This is a genomic window from Cochlodiniinecator piscidefendens, assembly GCF_011326755.1.
GTDB lineage: Bacteria > Pseudomonadota > Alphaproteobacteria > Rhodobacterales > Rhodobacteraceae > Cochlodiniinecator > Cochlodiniinecator piscidefendens.
The window spans coordinates 91,967-109,075 of the sequence record NZ_JAAOIE010000007.1; the positions used below are offsets into that span (position 1 = coordinate 91,967).

The 17,109-nt window shown below is 50.7% G+C and carries 18 protein-coding genes; 10 read left to right on the plus strand and 8 right to left on the minus strand.

The annotated features are described in order from the left end of the window. Positions 1-12: 12 nt before the first annotated feature. The gene (locus tag G9C99_RS15655) at positions 13-531 is read right to left on the minus strand and encodes an alkylphosphonate utilization protein (protein WP_166418516.1); all 519 of its coding nucleotides are present in this window, start codon (positions 529-531) and stop codon (positions 13-15) included. Between the two features lie 130 nt (positions 532-661). On the opposite strand from G9C99_RS15655, the gene ttcA reads away from it, so the two are divergent. The 10 genes from ttcA to G9C99_RS15705 all read left to right on the plus strand — a co-directional run bounded on the left by ttcA (position 662) and on the right by G9C99_RS15705 (position 9,780). After that, complete coding sequence (gene ttcA / locus G9C99_RS15660; RefSeq protein WP_166418464.1) at positions 662-1,531, plus strand: tRNA 2-thiocytidine(32) synthetase TtcA; 870 nt, start codon at positions 662-664, stop codon at positions 1,529-1,531. Positions 1,532-1,607: 76 nt separating this feature from the next. After that, positions 1,608-3,143: a putative bifunctional diguanylate cyclase/phosphodiesterase gene (locus tag G9C99_RS15665; protein WP_166418465.1), complete on the plus strand. Its 1,536-nt coding sequence runs from the start codon at positions 1,608-1,610 to the stop codon at positions 3,141-3,143. A gap of 152 nt (positions 3,144-3,295) precedes the next feature. After that, positions 3,296-5,095 (plus strand): membrane protein insertase YidC, encoded by a 1,800-nt coding sequence (gene yidC, locus G9C99_RS15670; RefSeq protein ID WP_166418466.1) that lies wholly within the window; start codon positions 3,296-3,298, stop codon positions 5,093-5,095. Next, the gene (locus G9C99_RS15675) at positions 5,092-5,832 is read left to right on the plus strand and encodes an MOSC domain-containing protein (protein WP_166418467.1); all 741 of its coding nucleotides are present in this window, start codon (positions 5,092-5,094) and stop codon (positions 5,830-5,832) included. Before yidC ends, G9C99_RS15675 begins: the two co-directional genes overlap by 4 nt. Further along, on the plus strand, positions 5,832-6,482 hold the full coding sequence (gene yihA / locus G9C99_RS15680) for a ribosome biogenesis GTP-binding protein YihA/YsxC (RefSeq protein ID WP_166418468.1): 651 nt from the start codon (positions 5,832-5,834) through the stop codon (positions 6,480-6,482). Before G9C99_RS15675 ends, yihA begins: the two co-directional genes overlap by 1 nt. Before the next feature lie 72 nt (positions 6,483-6,554). Further along, positions 6,555-7,427: an acetylglutamate kinase gene (argB, locus tag G9C99_RS15685; protein WP_166418469.1), complete on the plus strand. Its 873-nt coding sequence runs from the start codon at positions 6,555-6,557 to the stop codon at positions 7,425-7,427. A gap of 71 nt (positions 7,428-7,498) precedes the next feature. Then, on the plus strand, positions 7,499-7,804 hold the full coding sequence (locus tag G9C99_RS15690; RefSeq protein ID WP_166418470.1) for a hypothetical protein: 306 nt from the start codon (positions 7,499-7,501) through the stop codon (positions 7,802-7,804). Positions 7,805-7,844: 40 nt separating this feature from the next. Next, complete coding sequence (locus G9C99_RS15695) at positions 7,845-8,636, plus strand: sterol desaturase family protein (RefSeq protein ID WP_166418471.1); 792 nt, start codon at positions 7,845-7,847, stop codon at positions 8,634-8,636. Next, complete coding sequence (locus tag G9C99_RS15700; RefSeq protein WP_331460020.1) at positions 8,615-9,283, plus strand: ferredoxin; 669 nt, start codon at positions 8,615-8,617, stop codon at positions 9,281-9,283. The genes G9C99_RS15695 and G9C99_RS15700 overlap by 22 nt, the downstream gene beginning before the upstream one ends. Next, entirely contained in the window at positions 9,280-9,780 is a 501-nt protein-coding gene (locus G9C99_RS15705; RefSeq protein WP_166418472.1) for a SixA phosphatase family protein, read from the plus strand. Before G9C99_RS15700 ends, G9C99_RS15705 begins: the two co-directional genes overlap by 4 nt. 96 nt (positions 9,781-9,876) lie before the next feature. Here the strand turns inward: G9C99_RS15705 and G9C99_RS15710 are convergent, their stop codons facing one another. From G9C99_RS15710 to G9C99_RS15740, 7 genes are all read right to left on the minus strand, one after another. Further along, a complete protein-coding gene (locus tag G9C99_RS15710) occupies positions 9,877-10,668 on the minus strand; it encodes an amino acid ABC transporter ATP-binding protein (protein ID WP_166418473.1) in 792 nt (263 codons plus the stop codon). A 12-nt stretch (positions 10,669-10,680) separates the two neighbouring features. Beyond that, positions 10,681-11,988 carry an amino acid ABC transporter permease gene (locus G9C99_RS15715; protein WP_166418474.1) on the minus strand — a complete coding sequence of 436 codons (1,308 nt, stop codon included), beginning with the start codon at positions 11,986-11,988 and terminating at the stop codon, positions 10,681-10,683. Between the two features lies 1 nt (position 11,989). Then, positions 11,990-13,249, minus strand: a complete 1,260-nt coding sequence (locus G9C99_RS15720) for an amino acid ABC transporter permease (protein WP_166418475.1) — start codon at positions 13,247-13,249, stop codon at positions 11,990-11,992. A 121-nt stretch (positions 13,250-13,370) separates the two neighbouring features. Beyond that, positions 13,371-14,390, minus strand: coding sequence for an amino acid ABC transporter substrate-binding protein (locus G9C99_RS15725; RefSeq protein WP_166418476.1), 1,020 nt, complete (start codon positions 14,388-14,390; stop codon positions 13,371-13,373). A gap of 241 nt (positions 14,391-14,631) precedes the next feature. After that, the gene (locus tag G9C99_RS15730) at positions 14,632-15,336 is read right to left on the minus strand and encodes an ATP12 family chaperone protein (protein WP_166418477.1); all 705 of its coding nucleotides are present in this window, start codon (positions 15,334-15,336) and stop codon (positions 14,632-14,634) included. Beyond that, positions 15,329-16,021: an HAD-IA family hydrolase gene (locus G9C99_RS15735; RefSeq protein ID WP_166418478.1), complete on the minus strand. Its 693-nt coding sequence runs from the start codon at positions 16,019-16,021 to the stop codon at positions 15,329-15,331. The genes G9C99_RS15730 and G9C99_RS15735 overlap by 8 nt, the downstream gene beginning before the upstream one ends. Beyond that, entirely contained in the window at positions 16,018-17,073 is a 1,056-nt protein-coding gene (locus tag G9C99_RS15740; protein ID WP_166418479.1) for an RluA family pseudouridine synthase, read from the minus strand. The genes G9C99_RS15735 and G9C99_RS15740 overlap by 4 nt, the downstream gene beginning before the upstream one ends. Positions 17,074-17,109: the final 36 nt, after the last annotated feature.

A 17,109-nucleotide genomic window follows, 5' to 3' on the forward strand; every position in this document is an offset into this window, starting at 1 on the left:
CAGAGAATCTGCTTAGCTTTTCTTCACGAACTGCGTCAGAATTACGATTCTCTGCCCTTCAACGCGACCTTCAATATGCGTTTCATTGTCCGAGACTAGGGAAATATTGCGCACAGCCGTTCCGCGTTTTGCGGTGAACCCGGCCCCTTTGACCGGAAGATCTTTGATCAAAACGACGCTATCCCCCGTCGATAGAATCACACCATTGCTGTCACGATGCACGACGGCATCATCCTCACTCATTCCGGCTTCTGCCCAAGCCAGTGTCTCAGGTTCAAGATAGGCAATATCTAAAATATCCCGCGCCCAAACCTCCGACGATAACCGATTCAATAAACGATAGGCTGTGACCTGCACTGCAGGCTCAGTCGACCAGATCGCGTCTGACAAACACCGCCAATGCGGCGCATCGCTGACTTCGCCTTCGATTCCGGTTTGACACGTAGTGCAAACTGTTACGGTTTCAGATTGCGGAGCAACGGTGATTTCCATCAAATCAGTTGCGGCACTACACAATTGGCACGAAGACATATCAGACCTTTCTTTGGACACCCCCCGCCTACGCCAATCTGCCAGATTTGCCCAGCCCCTGCTTTGCGCAATGGATTGCAGCGGCGTGCCTTATCTGGCATATCCGCCCGAACCCTAGCAGGATAAGCCAATGCTCGACGATCTTGATGACATCCATCCGCTATTTCACGGTGCTCCCAGTACCGCTGAGTTCAAAAAGCTGCGCAAGCGTATCGTGCGTTATACCCGCGAAGCGATTGAACAATACGGTATGATCGAACGAGGCGCAAAATGGCTGGTCTGCCTATCAGGCGGCAAAGACAGTTACACTTTGCTTGCTGTGTTACACGAACTGCAATGGCGTGGTCTACTACCGGTGGAAATTCTTGCCTGTAACCTCGATCAAGGTCAGCCAGGGTTTCCCGCGACAGTGTTACCAGAATTTCTTGATAAAATGGGTGTAAAAAACCGTATTGAATACCAAGATACCTATTCCATCGTGATGGATAAAGTCCCTGAGGGACGTACGTTTTGCGCTTTGTGTTCTCGTTTGCGTCGCGGCAACTTATACCGTCTTGCGCGCGAAGAAGGTTGTTCCGCCGTTGTATTAGGCCACCACCGCGACGATATTTTGGAAACCTTTTTTATGAACCTGTTTCATGGGGGGCGATTGGCGACAATGCCCCCGAAATTGGTAAACGAAGAAGGTGACCTATTCGTTTATCGCCCCCTCGCTCATGTGGCTGAGGTTGATTGCGAAAAATTTGCCCGCGCTATGAACTACCCCATTATTCCATGCGATCTGTGCGGCAGTCAGGATGGATTGCAGCGGCAGCAAGTCAAACAGATTCTCGACCAATGGGAAAAGAATAGTCCGGGTCGCCGTCAGGTCATGTTCCGTTCTCTGATGAATGCGCGCCCATCACACCTTTTGGATCCTAAACTGTTCGATTTCCTAGGGCTGCAAACATCGCAAGTTGAAAATAGTGAAAATCTGAATGAAATTCCAAAGCTGCGTTAACAGTCAGCTTACCAGATATCTCTACCGTCTTGATTGAATAGGGCGAAAAACGTTCGCCATAGACAGGACGAGATATATGTGGATTTGGGCCCAAAGAGCCGCGAACAGTTTGCGTGATGTTATCAACGGGCCAGAGCTTTTTGCCTTTCTCCCTGCGGCGACGCTTATCGCTTTTTGGGTAGGTGGCGAAACTGGGTTAATAGGCGTTGCCCTCCTAACTCCTGCACTTTTTTTGCTTCTTGGTCGCACATCAAAACCAGCAGCGCACCAATCGCGTCCCCAAGATGCGTTGACAGGATTTACCCTGCGCGACACGCTTCTATTAGACCTAGACGACGCCGTTACAGGTGCCGCTAAAACAGGGAAAACCACCGCGTGCTTGGTCGTTGAACTTAATGGCTTCAAAACCATTACCGACCGATTTGGGCATAGAGCATCCGAAGAAGTCCTGCGTCAAATGAGCAGTAGGCTCAGGGCCAGTACCCGCAGCATGGATACCATTGCCAGAACAGAAGCAGCAAGCTTCGCTATCGCTCTTGCGCCTGTTCAACGCGCCGACCTCGAAGCGCTCATTCAAATTGCCAGCCGTATTCAAGATGCAATAACCGCACCCTTTAATGTCGGCGCGGCCACTGCAGCAGTAAACTGTAGCATTGGATTTTGCCTTGCATCCCGCAGCCCCGAACCAAGCGGCGAATCAATGCTAAACGCAGCTGAAACAGCTCTCACCGAGGCAAACAGAGCTGGTCATGGCTCAATCCGTTCGTTCTCAAACGAAATGTATCGCGCCGCCCGCGCTCGAAATCTCATGTTTGAAGAAGTTGCAGAAGCCTTGGAGGCCGGCCAGATCATACCATGGTTTCAGCCGCAAATTTCCACTGATACTGGAGAGTTATCCGGACTAGAGGCACTTGCGCGCTGGCAACATCCCAAAAAGGGATTAGTCTCCCCGGGCGAATTTCTCCCCTCAATCGAAGAAGCCGGCTTAAGCGAACGTTTGGGCGAAGTTATATTGGGGCAAACCTTACGCGCCATACGGGATTGGGATACTGAAAACATCCGTGTTCCGATGGTTGGTGTGAATTTTTGCATGCAAGAACTTTCCAACCCTCAACTCGCGACTAAAATCCAATGGGAACTTGATCGCTACGAAATCGCCCCCGAAAGATTATGTATAGAAGTGTTAGAAACCGTCGTTGCTGGTCAAGGCGATGATATTGTTACCCGTAACATCGAAACGCTTGCAGGAATGGGCTGCAGTATAGATTTAGACGATTTTGGTACAGGACATGCGTCGATCTCCAACATCCGGCAGTTTGCAATCAGTCGCATCAAAATTGATCGCTCCTTTGTTTTACAGGTCGAAGACGACGCTGAACAACAGCGAATGATTTCTGCGGTCCTCACGATGGCTGAACGTTTAGGGCTCGACACTCTGGCCGAAGGTGTAGAAACGATAGGCGCACATGCAATGCTATCCCAATTGGGCTGTGCTCATGTCCAAGGCTTCGGAATCGCCCGACCTATGCCATTCGCAGATGTCGCACCTTGGCTAAACAAACATTCGGCGAAACTTGCGCGTGCACCTCAAATTGGGCGCAAAACCAATTAACTCGAAATCCTTAGCCCTTTGACGCGCAACGTAGCTTTTAATCGCCCATTCTTGGCGCTTCTCTAAGGTTTTCCCCCAAAACTGCTTGACCTTTCGCTCTCAGCGCTATTCAACCTCACTGACTTCAGAACATGATGGATGGACGGCCGCGGATGGACGATCAAAACAAAAACCTCATTCTTGCAATGGCGCTCAGTGGCCTTGTGCTGCTGGTCTGGCTAACTTGGTTTTCACCAGAACCACCTGTTGAGGATCCAAACACACTACCGAATGCGTCAACGACTGCTGCGTCTGATGGCGTTGCGCCTCCGGCTGAGGCCTCTGCAAGCGCGGCACCTGCTGTCGCATTGACAGAAGAAGCGCCCCGCATCTTGATCGAAACACCGCGTTTGTCCGGTTCAATGTCCCTTATCGGTGGTCGTATCGATACGCTTACATTGTCTGATTACCGTCTCACATTGGAACCTGATTCTGCCAACGTTGAATTGTTCCGTCCTTCCGGCGAAGCAGACGCATATTACACGCTATATGGCTGGACCTCCGCAGGTGAAACAGGCGGCGGCGCATTGCCCAATGGCCAAACCTTATGGCAAATTGAATCTGGCAATGTATTGACCCCGGAAACACCTGTTACCCTCGTATGGTCCAACGATGCGGGCCTGGTGTTTCGCCGCACTGTTTCTGTTGATGACAACTACATGTTCCAAGTTGAGCAATCGGTCGAAAACAACACCGGTGTCGAAGTTTCGTTGCGCCCTTATGGGCAAATCGTTCGCCATACGGAACCAGATGACCTCAAAGGGTTCTTCATCATTCACGAAGGCGCTATTCGTATGGCCGACGGTGAATTGGCTGAAACGGACTATGACGACATGGTCGATCTGGTTTATTCAGAACGCGAAGGCGCGCGTGTTTCCAGTACTCCGGTCGAAGCAAATGGTTGGATCGGTTTCACAGACCACTACTGGATGACCACTCTGATCCCAACTCCAGGCCAAGCATTTACGGCGGTTGAAAAATATTATTCCGCCGCAGATATTTATCTAACGGAAGTGCGCCAGCCGACCGTTTCAATTGCCCCGGGTACGGTAGCCACCGCGCAAAGTGGATTATTCGCAGGTGCAAAAGAATGGAGCACCATTCGCGATTATGAACGCTCCGGCATCCAAGGCTTTCTCGATTCAATCGACTGGGGTTGGTTCTTCTTCCTGACAAAGCCAATCTTTGCTGTATTGCATTGGCTAAACAGTGTCATCGGCAACATGGGTTGGTCAATCATTGCCCTAACCCTGCTGATCAAAGCGTTGCTTCTACCACTTGCATATAAATCATATGTTTCTATGGCGCGGATGAAAGAAATCCAACCCGAAATGGAAAAACTAAAAGAGCGCGCAGGCGATGATCGCCAAAAGCTCCAACAGGAAATGATGAAGCTCTACAAAGAGAAAAAGGTCAATCCAGCGGCGGGCTGCCTGCCCATCTTGCTACAGATTCCGATCTTCTTCTCCCTATACAAAGTGATTTTCGTAACCCTCGAATTGCGTCAAGCACCTTGGATTGGCTGGATCAAAGATCTGTCCGCACCTGATCCCTCGTCCTTCTATAACCTTTGGGGCATCTTGCCTTGGGCCGCACCGGAAGCCGGGACCATTCTTGCGACAATCTTTATCGGTATCCTCCCTTTGATTTTGGGTATCTCTATGTGGTTGCAGCAAAAACTGAACCCAGCCCCAACAGACGCAACACAAGCGATGGTTTTCGCATGGATGCCGTGGATATTTATGTTCATGCTCGGCAGCTTTCCATCTGGCTTGGTATTGTACTGGATTGCGAACAACACGATCACGTTTGGGCAGCAATACTTTATTATGCGCAGTCAAGGGTACAAACCCGACGTGCTAGGCAACGTCCTTAAGGCGTTTAAGCGTGATAAATCGGCCCCAACCAAATGATCACCGTTTCAAAAATTTACCGCCACCCCATCAAAGCGCATGGGGTGGAGGTACTTAGCAGCACACCATTAGAGATCGGAAAATGCCTGCCAATGGATCGTCATTGGGCGGTACTCCATGAAGCCGCAAAAACCACTGGCGGTGCTTGGGCTTCATGCGCTAACTTTTCTCGTGGTGCCAAAGCCCCCCATCTCATGGCCATCAAGGCTAAATATGACGAAGGCACAGGCCTTCTTACCTTGCGCCACCCCGACCTATCCGAAATCACCTTTGATCCTAACACGCAGTCCGCTGAGTTCATCAATTGGGTAACTCCCCTGATGCCGTCAGACCGCGCCGCCTCAACCGGGATCACCCATGCCAATGGCCGCGGTATCACCGACAGCGAATTTGCATCTGTGGCGATCACCAATACTGCGTCAAATGCGGCTCTTTCTGAATTACTGGGTCGGGAATTGTCGCCCCTCAGATGGCGCAGCAATATCTGGCTCGATAACCTTCCCGCTTGGGAAGAGGCCAGTATGGTTGGGAAAACGCTTCGCATTGGGTCAGCTGAACTCGAAATTCGCGAGCAAATCACACGCTGCCGCGCAACCACCGCCAACCCAGAAACCGGGGTTATCGATGCCGACACACTTGGTGCATTGAAATCCTTGGGTCATCAACAGTTTGGCGTTTATGGTGTCGTGACCAAAGCAGGCACCGTTGCCATCACTGATAGAGCAGAGATTCTGTAATGCAAATCCGCTTCCCCATCGCCGAAGAACCAGACACCATCACCGCAGAAAAAGGTCGCATGCTATTCGCAGGCGATACTGATTTCCTAAAGGGCGTGGTCGCGATGGACGGCCTTCCTCCCGCTGATCGAATCGAAGTTTGCTTTGCTGGTCGCTCTAATGTTGGGAAATCGTCCCTGATCAACGCCTTGACCGGCCGCAAAGGGTTGGCACGCGCGTCAAATACGCCTGGACGCACCCAAGAGATAAACTATTTTACCCAGGGTGAAGAACATTTTCTGGTCGATTTGCCCGGTTATGGCTTTGCCAATGCACCCGTGGCCGTCGTCGCCAAATGGCAGCGGCTGCTGAAATCATACCTATCAGGCCGCCAAACTCTGCGCCGGGCCTTCGTGTTGGTTGATACACGCCATGGGGTCAAAGACGTCGACAATGAAATCATGTCACTGTTGGATAAATCCGCGGTTGCGTTTCAAGTAGTCATGACCAAAGCCGACAAAGTTAAACCGCACGAGCGTGAGAAGACCATCGAAAAAACACGCGAAGCCTTGGCCAAGCACCCCGCCGCCTACCCCGAAATCGTTGTGACATCGTCAGAGAAAGGCGACGGCATTGCGACTTTGCGTGCGATCATTGCCACATTGATTTAAACTGCACACCCCTCGGAATTTTCTTGCGCATACTGCGCCGTTTGCCAACTCCGGTAAACCAAGGACACTAAGATGAAGAAACAGACCGCTATGAACCGTGATTGGATTGCCACCGCCCGTACTCTATCCGAAGCCCTGCCCTATTTGCAGCGCTACGATGGGGCCATCGTTGTTATCAAATTTGGCGGTCACGCCATGGGTGACGACGAAGCCATGAATACCTTTGCCCGTGACATCGTTTTGATGCAGCAAGTTGGTATCAACCCCGTGATCGTTCATGGCGGCGGCCCAATGATCAATGACATGCTATCGCGCCTCGATATCAAATCCGATTTCGTGAACGGAAAACGTGTCACCGATAAAGCCACAGTCGAAGTCGTCGAAATGGTGCTGTCCGGCCGGGTCAACAAACGTATTGTTCAAGCCATTAATGCCCAAGGAGGCAAGGCGGTTGGCCTTTCCGGTAAAGACGCCAATCTCATGATTTGTGATCAAACCAACCCGGACCTTGGTTTTGTCGGCACCCCTGCCGATATGAACCCCGAATTGCTACACGATCTTTTTGCCAACAACACCATTCCGGTGATTGCCCCCCTTGGCGCGGGCCGCAACGGCGAAACATTTAACGTCAATGGTGATACAGCCGCTGGCGCGATTGCAGCTGCACTAAACGCAGATCGCCTGCTTCTGTTAACGGATGTTGCCGGCGTGAAAGATGCCTCTGGCGAAGTCGTGACCGAACTCACCGCAGATCATGTCGTTGAACTCACCAAGGAAGGCGTCATCGCCGGTGGTATGATTCCCAAGACCGAAACCTGTCTCACGGCCATCAAAGGCGGTGTTCGCGCCGCAGTTATCCTCGATGGACGCGCACCAAATGCTTGCTTGCTCGAACTATTCACCGAGCATGGTGCAGGTTCTATCATTCGCGCGGATCACTCCTGACACAAGGCTGTCAGGAGCCCCCTGCTACTACGATCGCAGGCCACAACGGCCATGTGAATCGGAGTATCAAAATGACCAACACCCTTGAACGCGTAACCTTTCGCACGCTTCCCAATACAAACGAAGCAGACCTTATGGCCGCGGTGGAAACATCAGGCAATTGGATTAAGGCACAGCCCGGGTTTCACTACCGTACCCTAATTAAAACCGACGACGGTTGGGAAGATCTCGCATTTTGGTCAGACGAAGCCGCCGCGAAAGCCGCCTCAGAAACCTTCATGGATGCGCCAGAAAACGTCGACTACATTAAACTGATTGATCTTAACACAGTTGTGATGACCTATCTGCCCCAAAAGGTCAGCATGGCCGGCACCTAACCCATTGACCCGCAAGGCGAACCGAGCTTACCCTCTGTCCATGGAGAACGAAGCTACCATTCGCCTTGCGGTTTTTATTGGCCTGTTTGCTGTCTTTGCAGCTGCCGAAGCCTATGCACCTCGCCGCATCCGCACCCAATCCCGGGCGCGACGCTGGCTGACCAATTGGGCGATCATCGTTTTGGATTCCCTAACACTGCGCGCGGTGGCACTTGTTCTGCCTCTCCTGACAATTGGCGCGGCAATTGACGCTCAGGCCAACGGTTGGGGTCTATTAAATTTTCTCGACTTTCCACTGTGGGTCGAGGGCATATTCGCCGTTCTCTTTTTTGATTTTGCAATCTGGTTACAACATCTGATCACGCATAAGGTGCCCATTCTGTGGAAATTGCATCGCGTTCATCACGCCGACCGTGACATAGATGTATCCACTGCCATTCGGTTTCACCCGATTGAAATTGCATTGTCGATGATACTGAAAATCGGGCTTGTTTACATCATCGGTCCATCTGCAATTGCTATCCTCATTTTTGAAATCATGCTGAATGGCACTGCAATGTTTAATCACGCGAACATGCGTCTTCCGCTGGGCTTTGATCAGGTTTTACGCCGCATCCTTGTAACGCCTGATATGCACCGCGTTCACCATTCTGACAAACGCCATGAGGCAGACAGCAACTACGGCTTTGCACTATCAGTTTGGGATCGGCTTTTTGGCACCTATATTGCCCAACCAGAAGGCGGCCATGACAATATGACCATCGGCCTTCAATGGCAGGATGATCGCCCTTCTCGCTTGGGATGGAGCCTGTGGCTTCCGTTCAAAAAATGAATTACAGCGATGCCCTTGCTCAGGTTCAGGCCGTTGGCCTTGATATCGTTGCCGCACTTAACCCTGGCGCAGACACACCTGCCCCTAAAGGGTGTAAAACAATCCTGATGCTGGGGCCGAATGAGCCCGAATTCTGGCGTCTTTTTTCTACATCTCCAGAATATACAGACGGTCAGCCTGATCCAATGGATCGTTGGTCAAAACGCATCATTGCCCCCCTCGCTGACAAACTTGGCGGTTCACCTCAATTCCCAAGCGACGGGCCCTCTTATCCTGCGTTTTTCCAATGGGCCCTAAAATCTGGCCGGGCATGGGCGTCCCCGGTTAACTTAATGGTGCATGATTCCGCCGGCTTATTTGTGTCTTTTCGCGGCGCAATTACCCTGCCCACTCGGCTTTCCCTCCCCAAAGGCGGCCCATCTCCCTGTAATGCTTGCGCCGCACCTTGCACAACAGAATGCCCCGTCGACGCCCTAACACCTACCAGCTACGATGTACCACGCTGCAAGGCGTTTCTGCGGCGCCCTGAGGGCTACGAATGCCTCACCAGGGGCTGTCGCGCCCGGCGTATCTGCCCTATAAGCCAGACCTATCCTAGGCTTCCCCAACAATCCGAATTCCATATGAAAGCGTTCCTAGATTCATGACTTTACGCCTCATCCTCACACGTCACGCGAAATCAGATTGGGATGATCCTTTCGCCTCAGATCATGAACGCGTTCTAAATGAGCGCGGACGCTTAGCAGCACCTAAAGTTGGAGAATGGCTGAAGGAAAATGGGTATGTCCCAGATGAGGTGTTCTGCTCAGATGCCGCCCGCACGCGAGAAACATGGAAACGGCTCTCATCCACGTTTTCATCAGCGCCGGAACCTAGCTTTACGAGAAGACTCTATCTGGCTCCGGATTTCGCAATGTTCGATTTGTTGAAGGCCGCCACAGGGAAAACGGTCATGGTCGTTGCTCACAATCCGGGCATTGCAGAATTGGCCGACCTCATCACAATTACGCCCCCACAGCACTCACAATTTGGCCGGTATCCTACGTGCGCCACCATGGTTGCCGAATTTTCTGTAGACAATTGGACCGACATTAAACCGAAATCAGCACGTGTTTTAGATTTCGTCGTACCGCGTGACTTTTAGGTTTCCGCAAATTCGTATGCATAAAAAGTATACGTGATTTTTCAAACAAAAACCCCGGCGCATGGCCGGGATTTCTTTCGTTTTATGGGCTGGTATTTAGTGGCCCAAAATCTGGCTGAGGAACAATTTAGTCCGTTCGCTTTGTGGGTTGTTAAAGAACTCTTCTGGTTCATTTTGTTCAACAATTTGCCCCTGATCCATAAAGATCACGCGGTTCGCAACCTGACGGGCAAAGCCCATCTCGTGCGTTACGCAAAGCATGGTCATGCCCTCTTCCGCGAGTTCGATCATGGTGTCCAACACCTCTTTGATCATCTCAGGATCCAAAGCCGAAGTCGGTTCATCAAACAACATAATCCGCGGCTTCATGCACAACGAACGCGCAATCGCAACACGCTGTTGCTGACCACCCGAAAGCTGACCCGGATATTTGTTTGCTTGCTCAGGAATCTTAACTTTTTCAAGGAAGTGCATCGCAGTTTCAATCGCCTCTTTACGAGGCGTCTTACGCACCCAGATGGGGGCCAACGTGCAGTTTTCCAGAATGGTCAGATGCGGGAACAAGTTAAAGTGCTGGAAGCACATGCCAACTTCAGACCGAATTTTATCAATGTTTTTAAGGTCCGAGGTAAGTTCGATCCCGTCAACAATGATGTCGCCCTTTTGGTGCTCTTCCAAACGATTGATGCAACGGATCAGCGTTGATTTACCCGAACCCGAAGGCCCAGCAATAACGATACGCTCACCTTCATTAACCGTCAGGTTAATGTCGCGTAGCACGTGGAACGCGCCATACCATTTGTTCATGGCATTGATTTGGATCGCGACTTTATCAGAGACCTGCATTTTAGAACGGTCGATTTCGCGTGATGTGGAAAGTTCAGACATTTGGTGAACTCCTTATTTGTGACCAGTTTGAAGCTTACGCTCCAAGTACATGGAATAGCGGGCCATAGAAAAACAGAAGACGAAGAACAGTAGTGCTATGAAACCATAAAGTTCCCAAACAACGCCGTTCCATTCTGCATTCGCACGAATAGCGGTGGACAAGCCAAGTGGATCAAGCAAGCCAATCACAGACACAAGTGTTGTGTCTTTGAACAAACCGATAAAGTTTGACACGATCCCAGGGATCGAGATTTTCAACGCTTGCGGCATGATGATCAAGCGCTGCGCCTGCCAATAGTTGAGACCCAATGAATCTCCGCCTTCGTATTGGCCTTTGGGCAACGCTGCCAAACCACCCCGGATCACTTCGGCCATATAGGCAGATGAGAACAAGGTTGCCATGATGATGACCCGCATGATGATGTCAAAGTTCGTGCCCGGGGGCATGAAAATGTTCAACAAAGTTGACGCGACAAACAGCAGGGTAATCAATGGTACGCCACGAATGAATTCAATGAATCCAACGCAAAGTGCCTTTACGATCAACAGGTCTGATTGCCGGCCCAGTGCCAAAACAATCCCAAGTGGCAAGGAAAAACCAATCGCGACGATACCAATTGTCAGGGAGAGCATCAGCCCACCAAATTGACGACTAGATACTGGTTCCATCGCTAGCTCGAGAATCCCTGCTAGGCCGCTCGATACACTGGATGCAATAAACAACCACCAAATGGCAGCTGCGACAACCGCTGCGATCAACCCGAACAAGCTACCCATTGCCGCGGTGACGGTACGATAAACATATATCCCCACCACAAATCCAAGAAGCGCAACAACCGGTGTCCAAACTGTGCCGCCCCACAACAACCAAGGCATCACAAAAGGATACAGAACTGACACCCAGATCATTTTTGCAGGAGTCTTTTCTGCAAAAAGAACAGGGGCCAATGCGGCGAAGGTCAGGAAGAACGCTAATACTGGACGCCAGTAGTGTTCACTTGGGTAGAAGCCGAATAACAGCTGCACCCAACGGTCACGAACAACCCCCCAACAAGCGCCGGAAAAGTGTCCTTCTCTACCTAGGCTGTGCAATATATCACGGCATTCGCTTAGTGACGCCGCAGCCCATGTTGGTGAATATGCCCAAGGCAAAAACCCGTATAGCAACGAAAATACTGAAAACAGCGCAATAATCGTCAGCACAGAATTAAGTGCGTTCGAGAACAGATTCGCACGTAGCCAACCTATAACACCCACCGTGGAGGCTGGTGGTGCTTCTTGCTCCAACATTTCGGTGCGGACAAAAGAGACTTCATTCATATTACCGCTCCACCAACTTAAGACGATTATTATACCAGTTCATCACCGTAGAGATGCTGAGAGAAATCGTGAGATATATCAACATTCCGAGTAGAACCGTTTCCAATTCCCGACCCGTTTGGTTCAAAGTGATCCCCATCAAGGTCCCTGTGATATCCATATAACCAACTGCAATGGCCAAAGAGGAGTTCTTGGTCAAATTCAGATAGTTGGAAATCAACGGTGGAATGATAACGCGCATAGCTTGCGGAAGAACGACCAACCGCATGATACGGTTCGGACGAATGCCCAACGCGGCTGCGGCTTCGGTCTGACCATGAGAAACAGCCAAAATCCCTGCGCGCACAATCTCAGCGATAAACGCTGCAGTATAGAGCGAAAGCGCCAGCCACAAAGCAATCAAAGAGTTCCGAAGGTATGTCCCACCGGTAAAGTTAAACCCTTTGAGTTCAGGGTAGCCGAGGTAAAACCCAAGCGCATAGAGTAGTACGCCCAACGGGACGACAACCGCAGCGATCCGCTGATACCAAACTGTAGGACGCTCACCTGTTGCTTCTTGAATGCTATCTGCGCGCATACGGATGCGTTTAGATGCGTAGAAACCAGCGATAAGGACCGCAATAACCGCCATGAGATCCAGGCTAATTTCGAAAGTACCCCAAAAGACTGGTATGTCCCCTAGACCACGCGAGAATAGCGGCTCTGGAATATAAACACCGCGATTTGTAATCGCTACAGAGTTATCCAAAAGCATCGAAGCCGTAGCATTGTCACCCCGAAACGCGCGCGGCGCAGGCAGAGTTTCGATCAAAATGGCCATGGTGAAGACGATCCACAACAGCACAGGCACGTTCCGGAAAGTCTCAACGTAAACCGCCATCAGGCGAGAAACGATCCAGTTTTTTGAGAGGCGAAGAACACCGACAATAACACCGATTATTGTTGCGGTAATGCAACCCATCACGGCGATAACTAAAGTGTTCAGCACCCCAATTACAGCTGCGCGAATGTGTGGGCTTTGTGATGTGTAATCTAGTAAGCGTTGGTTGATGTCATATCCTGCTGGTTCCCATAGAAAGCGAAAGTTTGGTTCTTTCCCCAGGGTTTCAAGATTTGTCATCGTGTTATTAATTAGCCAGCCGATCAAAACTAAAAATCCGATCAACGCCACGACCTGAATGGTCAAAGATCTATAGCGTGTATCGTAAATTAGCATCGACAGCCGAAACGTCTCCTTCGGAGGCTCGGTCAATGTAGTCATGTAAGACTTCCCCGTCATCCCTAGCTCTTTCGGCGCTTAGGCGCTCATTCATGTCTAGGGTGTTTTTTCGGTCAATAAAAATACAAAGGGCGTGGAAAACCACGCCCTTTGCAGGATGTATTTAGCGGAAAGGAGGCGTGTAAAGTAGGCCGCCATCTGTCCACTGTGCGTTCAAGCCGCGCGACAAGCCAACCGGCGTATTCTCACCAATGTTGCCTTCAAACAGCTCGCCGTAGTTACCACCAGCTGCGATCGCGTTTTTAGCCCAATCTGCAGACAAACCAAGCATTTCGCCCAAGTTACCTTCGGTACCGAGCAAACGGTTGATTTCTGGGTTGTTACCGGCTTCCATTGACATCTCACCGATGTTTGCTGATGTCACGCCTAGCTCTTCTGCAGAGATAAGTGCATTCAGAGTCCAACGAACAACATCGCCCCATTCATTGTCGCCGTGGCGAACAAGCGGGCCGAGTGGCTCTTTTGAGATGATTTCAGGAAGAACAACGTGTGCGCCTGGATCTTCGAAGGTTGCACGTGTCGCGGCTAGGCCGGATGCATCAGTTGTGTAAACATCGCAAGCGCCAGCTAGGTACTGCTGTTGTGCTTCTGCGTTAGTTTCGATTGGCACTGGCTCATAGCTGATGCCGTTTGCACGGAAGAAGTCAGCCAAGTTCAGCTCTGTTGTTGTACCAGTTTGGATACATACAGTTGCGCCATCAAGATCTTTTGCAGATGTCACACCCAATTCAGCCGGAACCATAAAGCCCTGACCGTCATAGTAGTTTACACCAACAAATTCGAATTTAAGATCGACATCGCGTGAGAATGTCCATGTTGTGTTACGTGCCAACATGTCGATTTCGCCAGAAGCAAGCGCAGTGAAACGCGTTTTACCAGTGGTCGGGATAAATTCAACTGCTTGTGAGTCACCTAACACAGCAGCGGCAACAGCGCGGCAGATGCCAACGTCAAAGCCATCCCATACACCGTTTGCATCTGGCGCAGCGAAACCAACGAGACCTGTGGTCACACCACAGTTCAACGTGCCGCGTGCAACCACGTCATCAAGCGTACCAGCGGATGCTCCGCCAGCCGCGATACCAGCAACGGTTAGCGCGCCAAGAAATACGGATTTTTTCATTTTTACCTCTTCCTGATAGTCCGCTCTATGTGAGCGGTTTATTTGCCAATCAAGTTTGATTGGATACGAATTATCTGAAGGTTTTCCTTCTAGGTGAACAGAGTTTGGACAAATTAGCCCATAAAGGTCAAGGGCGCTATGCCAATCCGCCAACATGTTTCCCCAAGGTCAACCACGTAACGGGCGCCAGAAACTCCGTTCCCTCCTTGATTTATTAGCCAAGCGTTTGACTTTTGCCCACTCAGAGCAACGCACAATACTTTGCGGCCTGAATGAATGCTTCGCGCTTAAGGAGAGCTTGCTGGGTCGCTTCTTCGTCTTCACCCCATTGTTCCGCCTGCCATGATTCGTCGAGGCGACTCACTTCCCAAAGATTTTCGATCCCCATGTGACCATTCAGCGCAGCAAAACCAATTACGAGCGAACCGGATATTGCGACAAGGTCATGAAACCCCGCCAACATAAAAGAATCCAGCTCATGCACCCGACGCTTCAGGCTCTCCAGACTCGCTTTTGGTTGTGACGCGAACATGACACCAGAAATCTGTATCAGGGGTGCCTCTAACGCTTCAGCAGACCAAGCCAAAAGAGGATCCCAGGCTTCTGCCTGCCGCTGAATGAGCTCTTCAGGACTATCTGCACGATAGCAGAGCAAATCCGTTCCGCCGTAATCCGCGAGCATATCTGCAACTTCGGAGTGCTGCGGCGTAACTTTATCAATCGCTGAGTTGGCCGCGCGGGTAAAGGGCATCGTATTAGGGTTCACGACATCCGTCTGCGCATCCCATTCTTTGGCAATCTCTTCGGCTAAGCGTTCGCTTGGGACATAAAATGCTGTTTTTGCCGGAGTTTTAATCCGCCGGCCATCCAACAAAATCGTATAGCCTTCGTCAATTTTAGAAACCGTAACATCTGTCCAAAATCGCTTTTGCTTCCAATCAGACATAGGGCCCTCCCCATAAAGTGTTTAGCATCGTAGGCAGTTCATCAAAGTGATCAAGAATCTGATTTGCCCCTGCATGTTTTAACTGATCTCTAGTGTGGTATCCCCAAGAAACCCCAACCGTCTGAAAACCCGCTTTGATTCCCATTTCGATATCAAAGGATGTATCGCCAACCATAATCGCATTTTCGGGATCAACCCCAGTTTCCGACAACGCACTCAGCAACATTGATGGATGAGGCTTTGATGGATGATGATCTGACACCTGCTGCGTGATAAACACATCCCCAAAGCCATTCTCCGCCAACATATGATCCAATCCACGCCGGGATTTACCAGTTGCCACCCCCAACAAAACATCGGGTATGACCGACAGCTGATTTATAATTTCACGAGCATTGTCAAATAACGGAGACTGGGCTTTGGCATCGCCTGCTTCACGCATGGCAACAAAAGCTTGTTTGTATCCATTTTCCAACGCTAAATGAGTTTGCGCATTTAACTGCGGCGCAAGTCTCTCCATCATTTTCGGCAGCGACAGACCTACGCAAGCCAGCACATCCGATTGCCGAGGCACGTCTATCCCAGTTGCAATAAACGCAACCCGCGTTGCTTCCATTATATGCGTTTGACTATCAACAAGTGTGCCATCCACATCAAAAACAACCAACCGAAGAGGCTGCGTCACATCATGTCCTCAAATGGATCCTCTGGCACGTCCGTTTCATGCCAACCAACCGTTTCCCAGGTCCGCTCCATATGCTCAGGCATTGGCGCGGTGATCTTCAACATACGGCCCGTAATAGGGTGCGGGATACTGATAGAACGTGCATGCAAATGCAACTTACGGCTAATTTCTCCACCGAGCTGTGCACCCCAACCGTCACCCATGTTTTCCTGACCAGAGCCGCCGTATTTTCCATCACCAATAATGGGGTGGCCCAATTCAGCCATGTGCACCCGCAATTGGTGGGTCCGGCCAGTGATTGGGATAAGCGCCGTCCAAGCCGTCCGCTGGCCTAAATTTGAAAGAACCGCATAGTCTGTTGTTGCGCGTTTTGCACCAGGGGTACTGTCTACATCACGTGGATGAATGCAATGCATCTTTTCTGCTTCGCCATTAATTCCGTGACCGGGGGATTTTACCACGCCATAGCGTACTGTTCCCACTTTTGGATGAGGAACCCCGCCAACAGCAGCCCAGTAAATTTTACGTGTCTCACGCGAGCGGAACGCTGAAGTCAACGCACTGGCGATTGCCCGTGTACGTGCCAAGATCAAAACACCAGATGTGTCTTTATCCAAACGATGCACAAGGCGCGGTTTTTCTTCAAACCCAAACCTAAGCGCATCTGCCATACCATCGACGTGACGCAACTGTTTACTACCGCCTTGTGTTGGTAGGCCCGGTGGTTTGTTTAGCGCAATAATATGATCATCTCGATAAATCACACAGGATTGGATCAGCTTTGTATCCGCCTCACTAACGCGAGAATGCTGCGTTGGCTTTGGCTGATCTTTAAATTCGCTTGCATCAGGCAAAGGTGGAATCCGCATCACTTGGCCTGAGCCCAAACGGGTCGAAGGCTTAACGCGCGTGCCGTCCAGACGAATTTCACCTTTGCGGCACATTTTTTCAATGCGTCCCTGACTGATGTGGGGGAAGGTTCGCCGAAACCACCGGTCAAGCCGTTGATCTGCCGCGTCTGCATCAAGTGTTACGTTTTGAACGCCACTCATAGCGATATTCCTTCCGATTTTCTCAGCTAACGCACC

What these genes read in the sequence shown, in the direction of transcription:
- G9C99_RS15655 (WP_166418516.1), bottom strand. Translation starts at nt 531, where the DNA reads ATGTCTTCGTGCCAATTGTGTAGTGCCGCAACTGATTTGATGGAAATC.
- ttcA (WP_166418464.1), top strand. Translation starts at nt 662, where the DNA reads ATGCTCGACGATCTTGATGACATCCATCCGCTATTTCACGGTGCTCCC.
- G9C99_RS15665 (WP_166418465.1), top strand. Translation starts at nt 1,608, where the DNA reads ATGTGGATTTGGGCCCAAAGAGCCGCGAACAGTTTGCGTGATGTTATC.
- yidC (WP_166418466.1), top strand. Translation starts at nt 3,296, where the DNA reads ATGGACGATCAAAACAAAAACCTCATTCTTGCAATGGCGCTCAGTGGC.
- G9C99_RS15675 (WP_166418467.1), top strand. Translation starts at nt 5,092, where the DNA reads ATGATCACCGTTTCAAAAATTTACCGCCACCCCATCAAAGCGCATGGG.
- yihA (WP_166418468.1), top strand. Translation starts at nt 5,832, where the DNA reads ATGCAAATCCGCTTCCCCATCGCCGAAGAACCAGACACCATCACCGCA.
- argB (WP_166418469.1), top strand. Translation starts at nt 6,555, where the DNA reads ATGAAGAAACAGACCGCTATGAACCGTGATTGGATTGCCACCGCCCGT.
- G9C99_RS15690 (WP_166418470.1), top strand. Translation starts at nt 7,499, where the DNA reads ATGACCAACACCCTTGAACGCGTAACCTTTCGCACGCTTCCCAATACA.
- G9C99_RS15695 (WP_166418471.1), top strand. Translation starts at nt 7,845, where the DNA reads ATGGAGAACGAAGCTACCATTCGCCTTGCGGTTTTTATTGGCCTGTTT.
- G9C99_RS15705 (WP_166418472.1), top strand. Translation starts at nt 9,280, where the DNA reads ATGACTTTACGCCTCATCCTCACACGTCACGCGAAATCAGATTGGGAT.
- G9C99_RS15710 (WP_166418473.1), bottom strand. Translation starts at nt 10,668, where the DNA reads ATGTCTGAACTTTCCACATCACGCGAAATCGACCGTTCTAAAATGCAG.
- G9C99_RS15715 (WP_166418474.1), bottom strand. Translation starts at nt 11,988, where the DNA reads ATGAATGAAGTCTCTTTTGTCCGCACCGAAATGTTGGAGCAAGAAGCA.
- G9C99_RS15720 (WP_166418475.1), bottom strand. Translation starts at nt 13,249, where the DNA reads ATGACTACATTGACCGAGCCTCCGAAGGAGACGTTTCGGCTGTCGATG.
- G9C99_RS15725 (WP_166418476.1), bottom strand. Translation starts at nt 14,390, where the DNA reads ATGAAAAAATCCGTATTTCTTGGCGCGCTAACCGTTGCTGGTATCGCG.
- G9C99_RS15730 (WP_166418477.1), bottom strand. Translation starts at nt 15,336, where the DNA reads ATGTCTGATTGGAAGCAAAAGCGATTTTGGACAGATGTTACGGTTTCT.
- G9C99_RS15740 (WP_166418479.1), bottom strand. Translation starts at nt 17,073, where the DNA reads ATGAGTGGCGTTCAAAACGTAACACTTGATGCAGACGCGGCAGATCAA.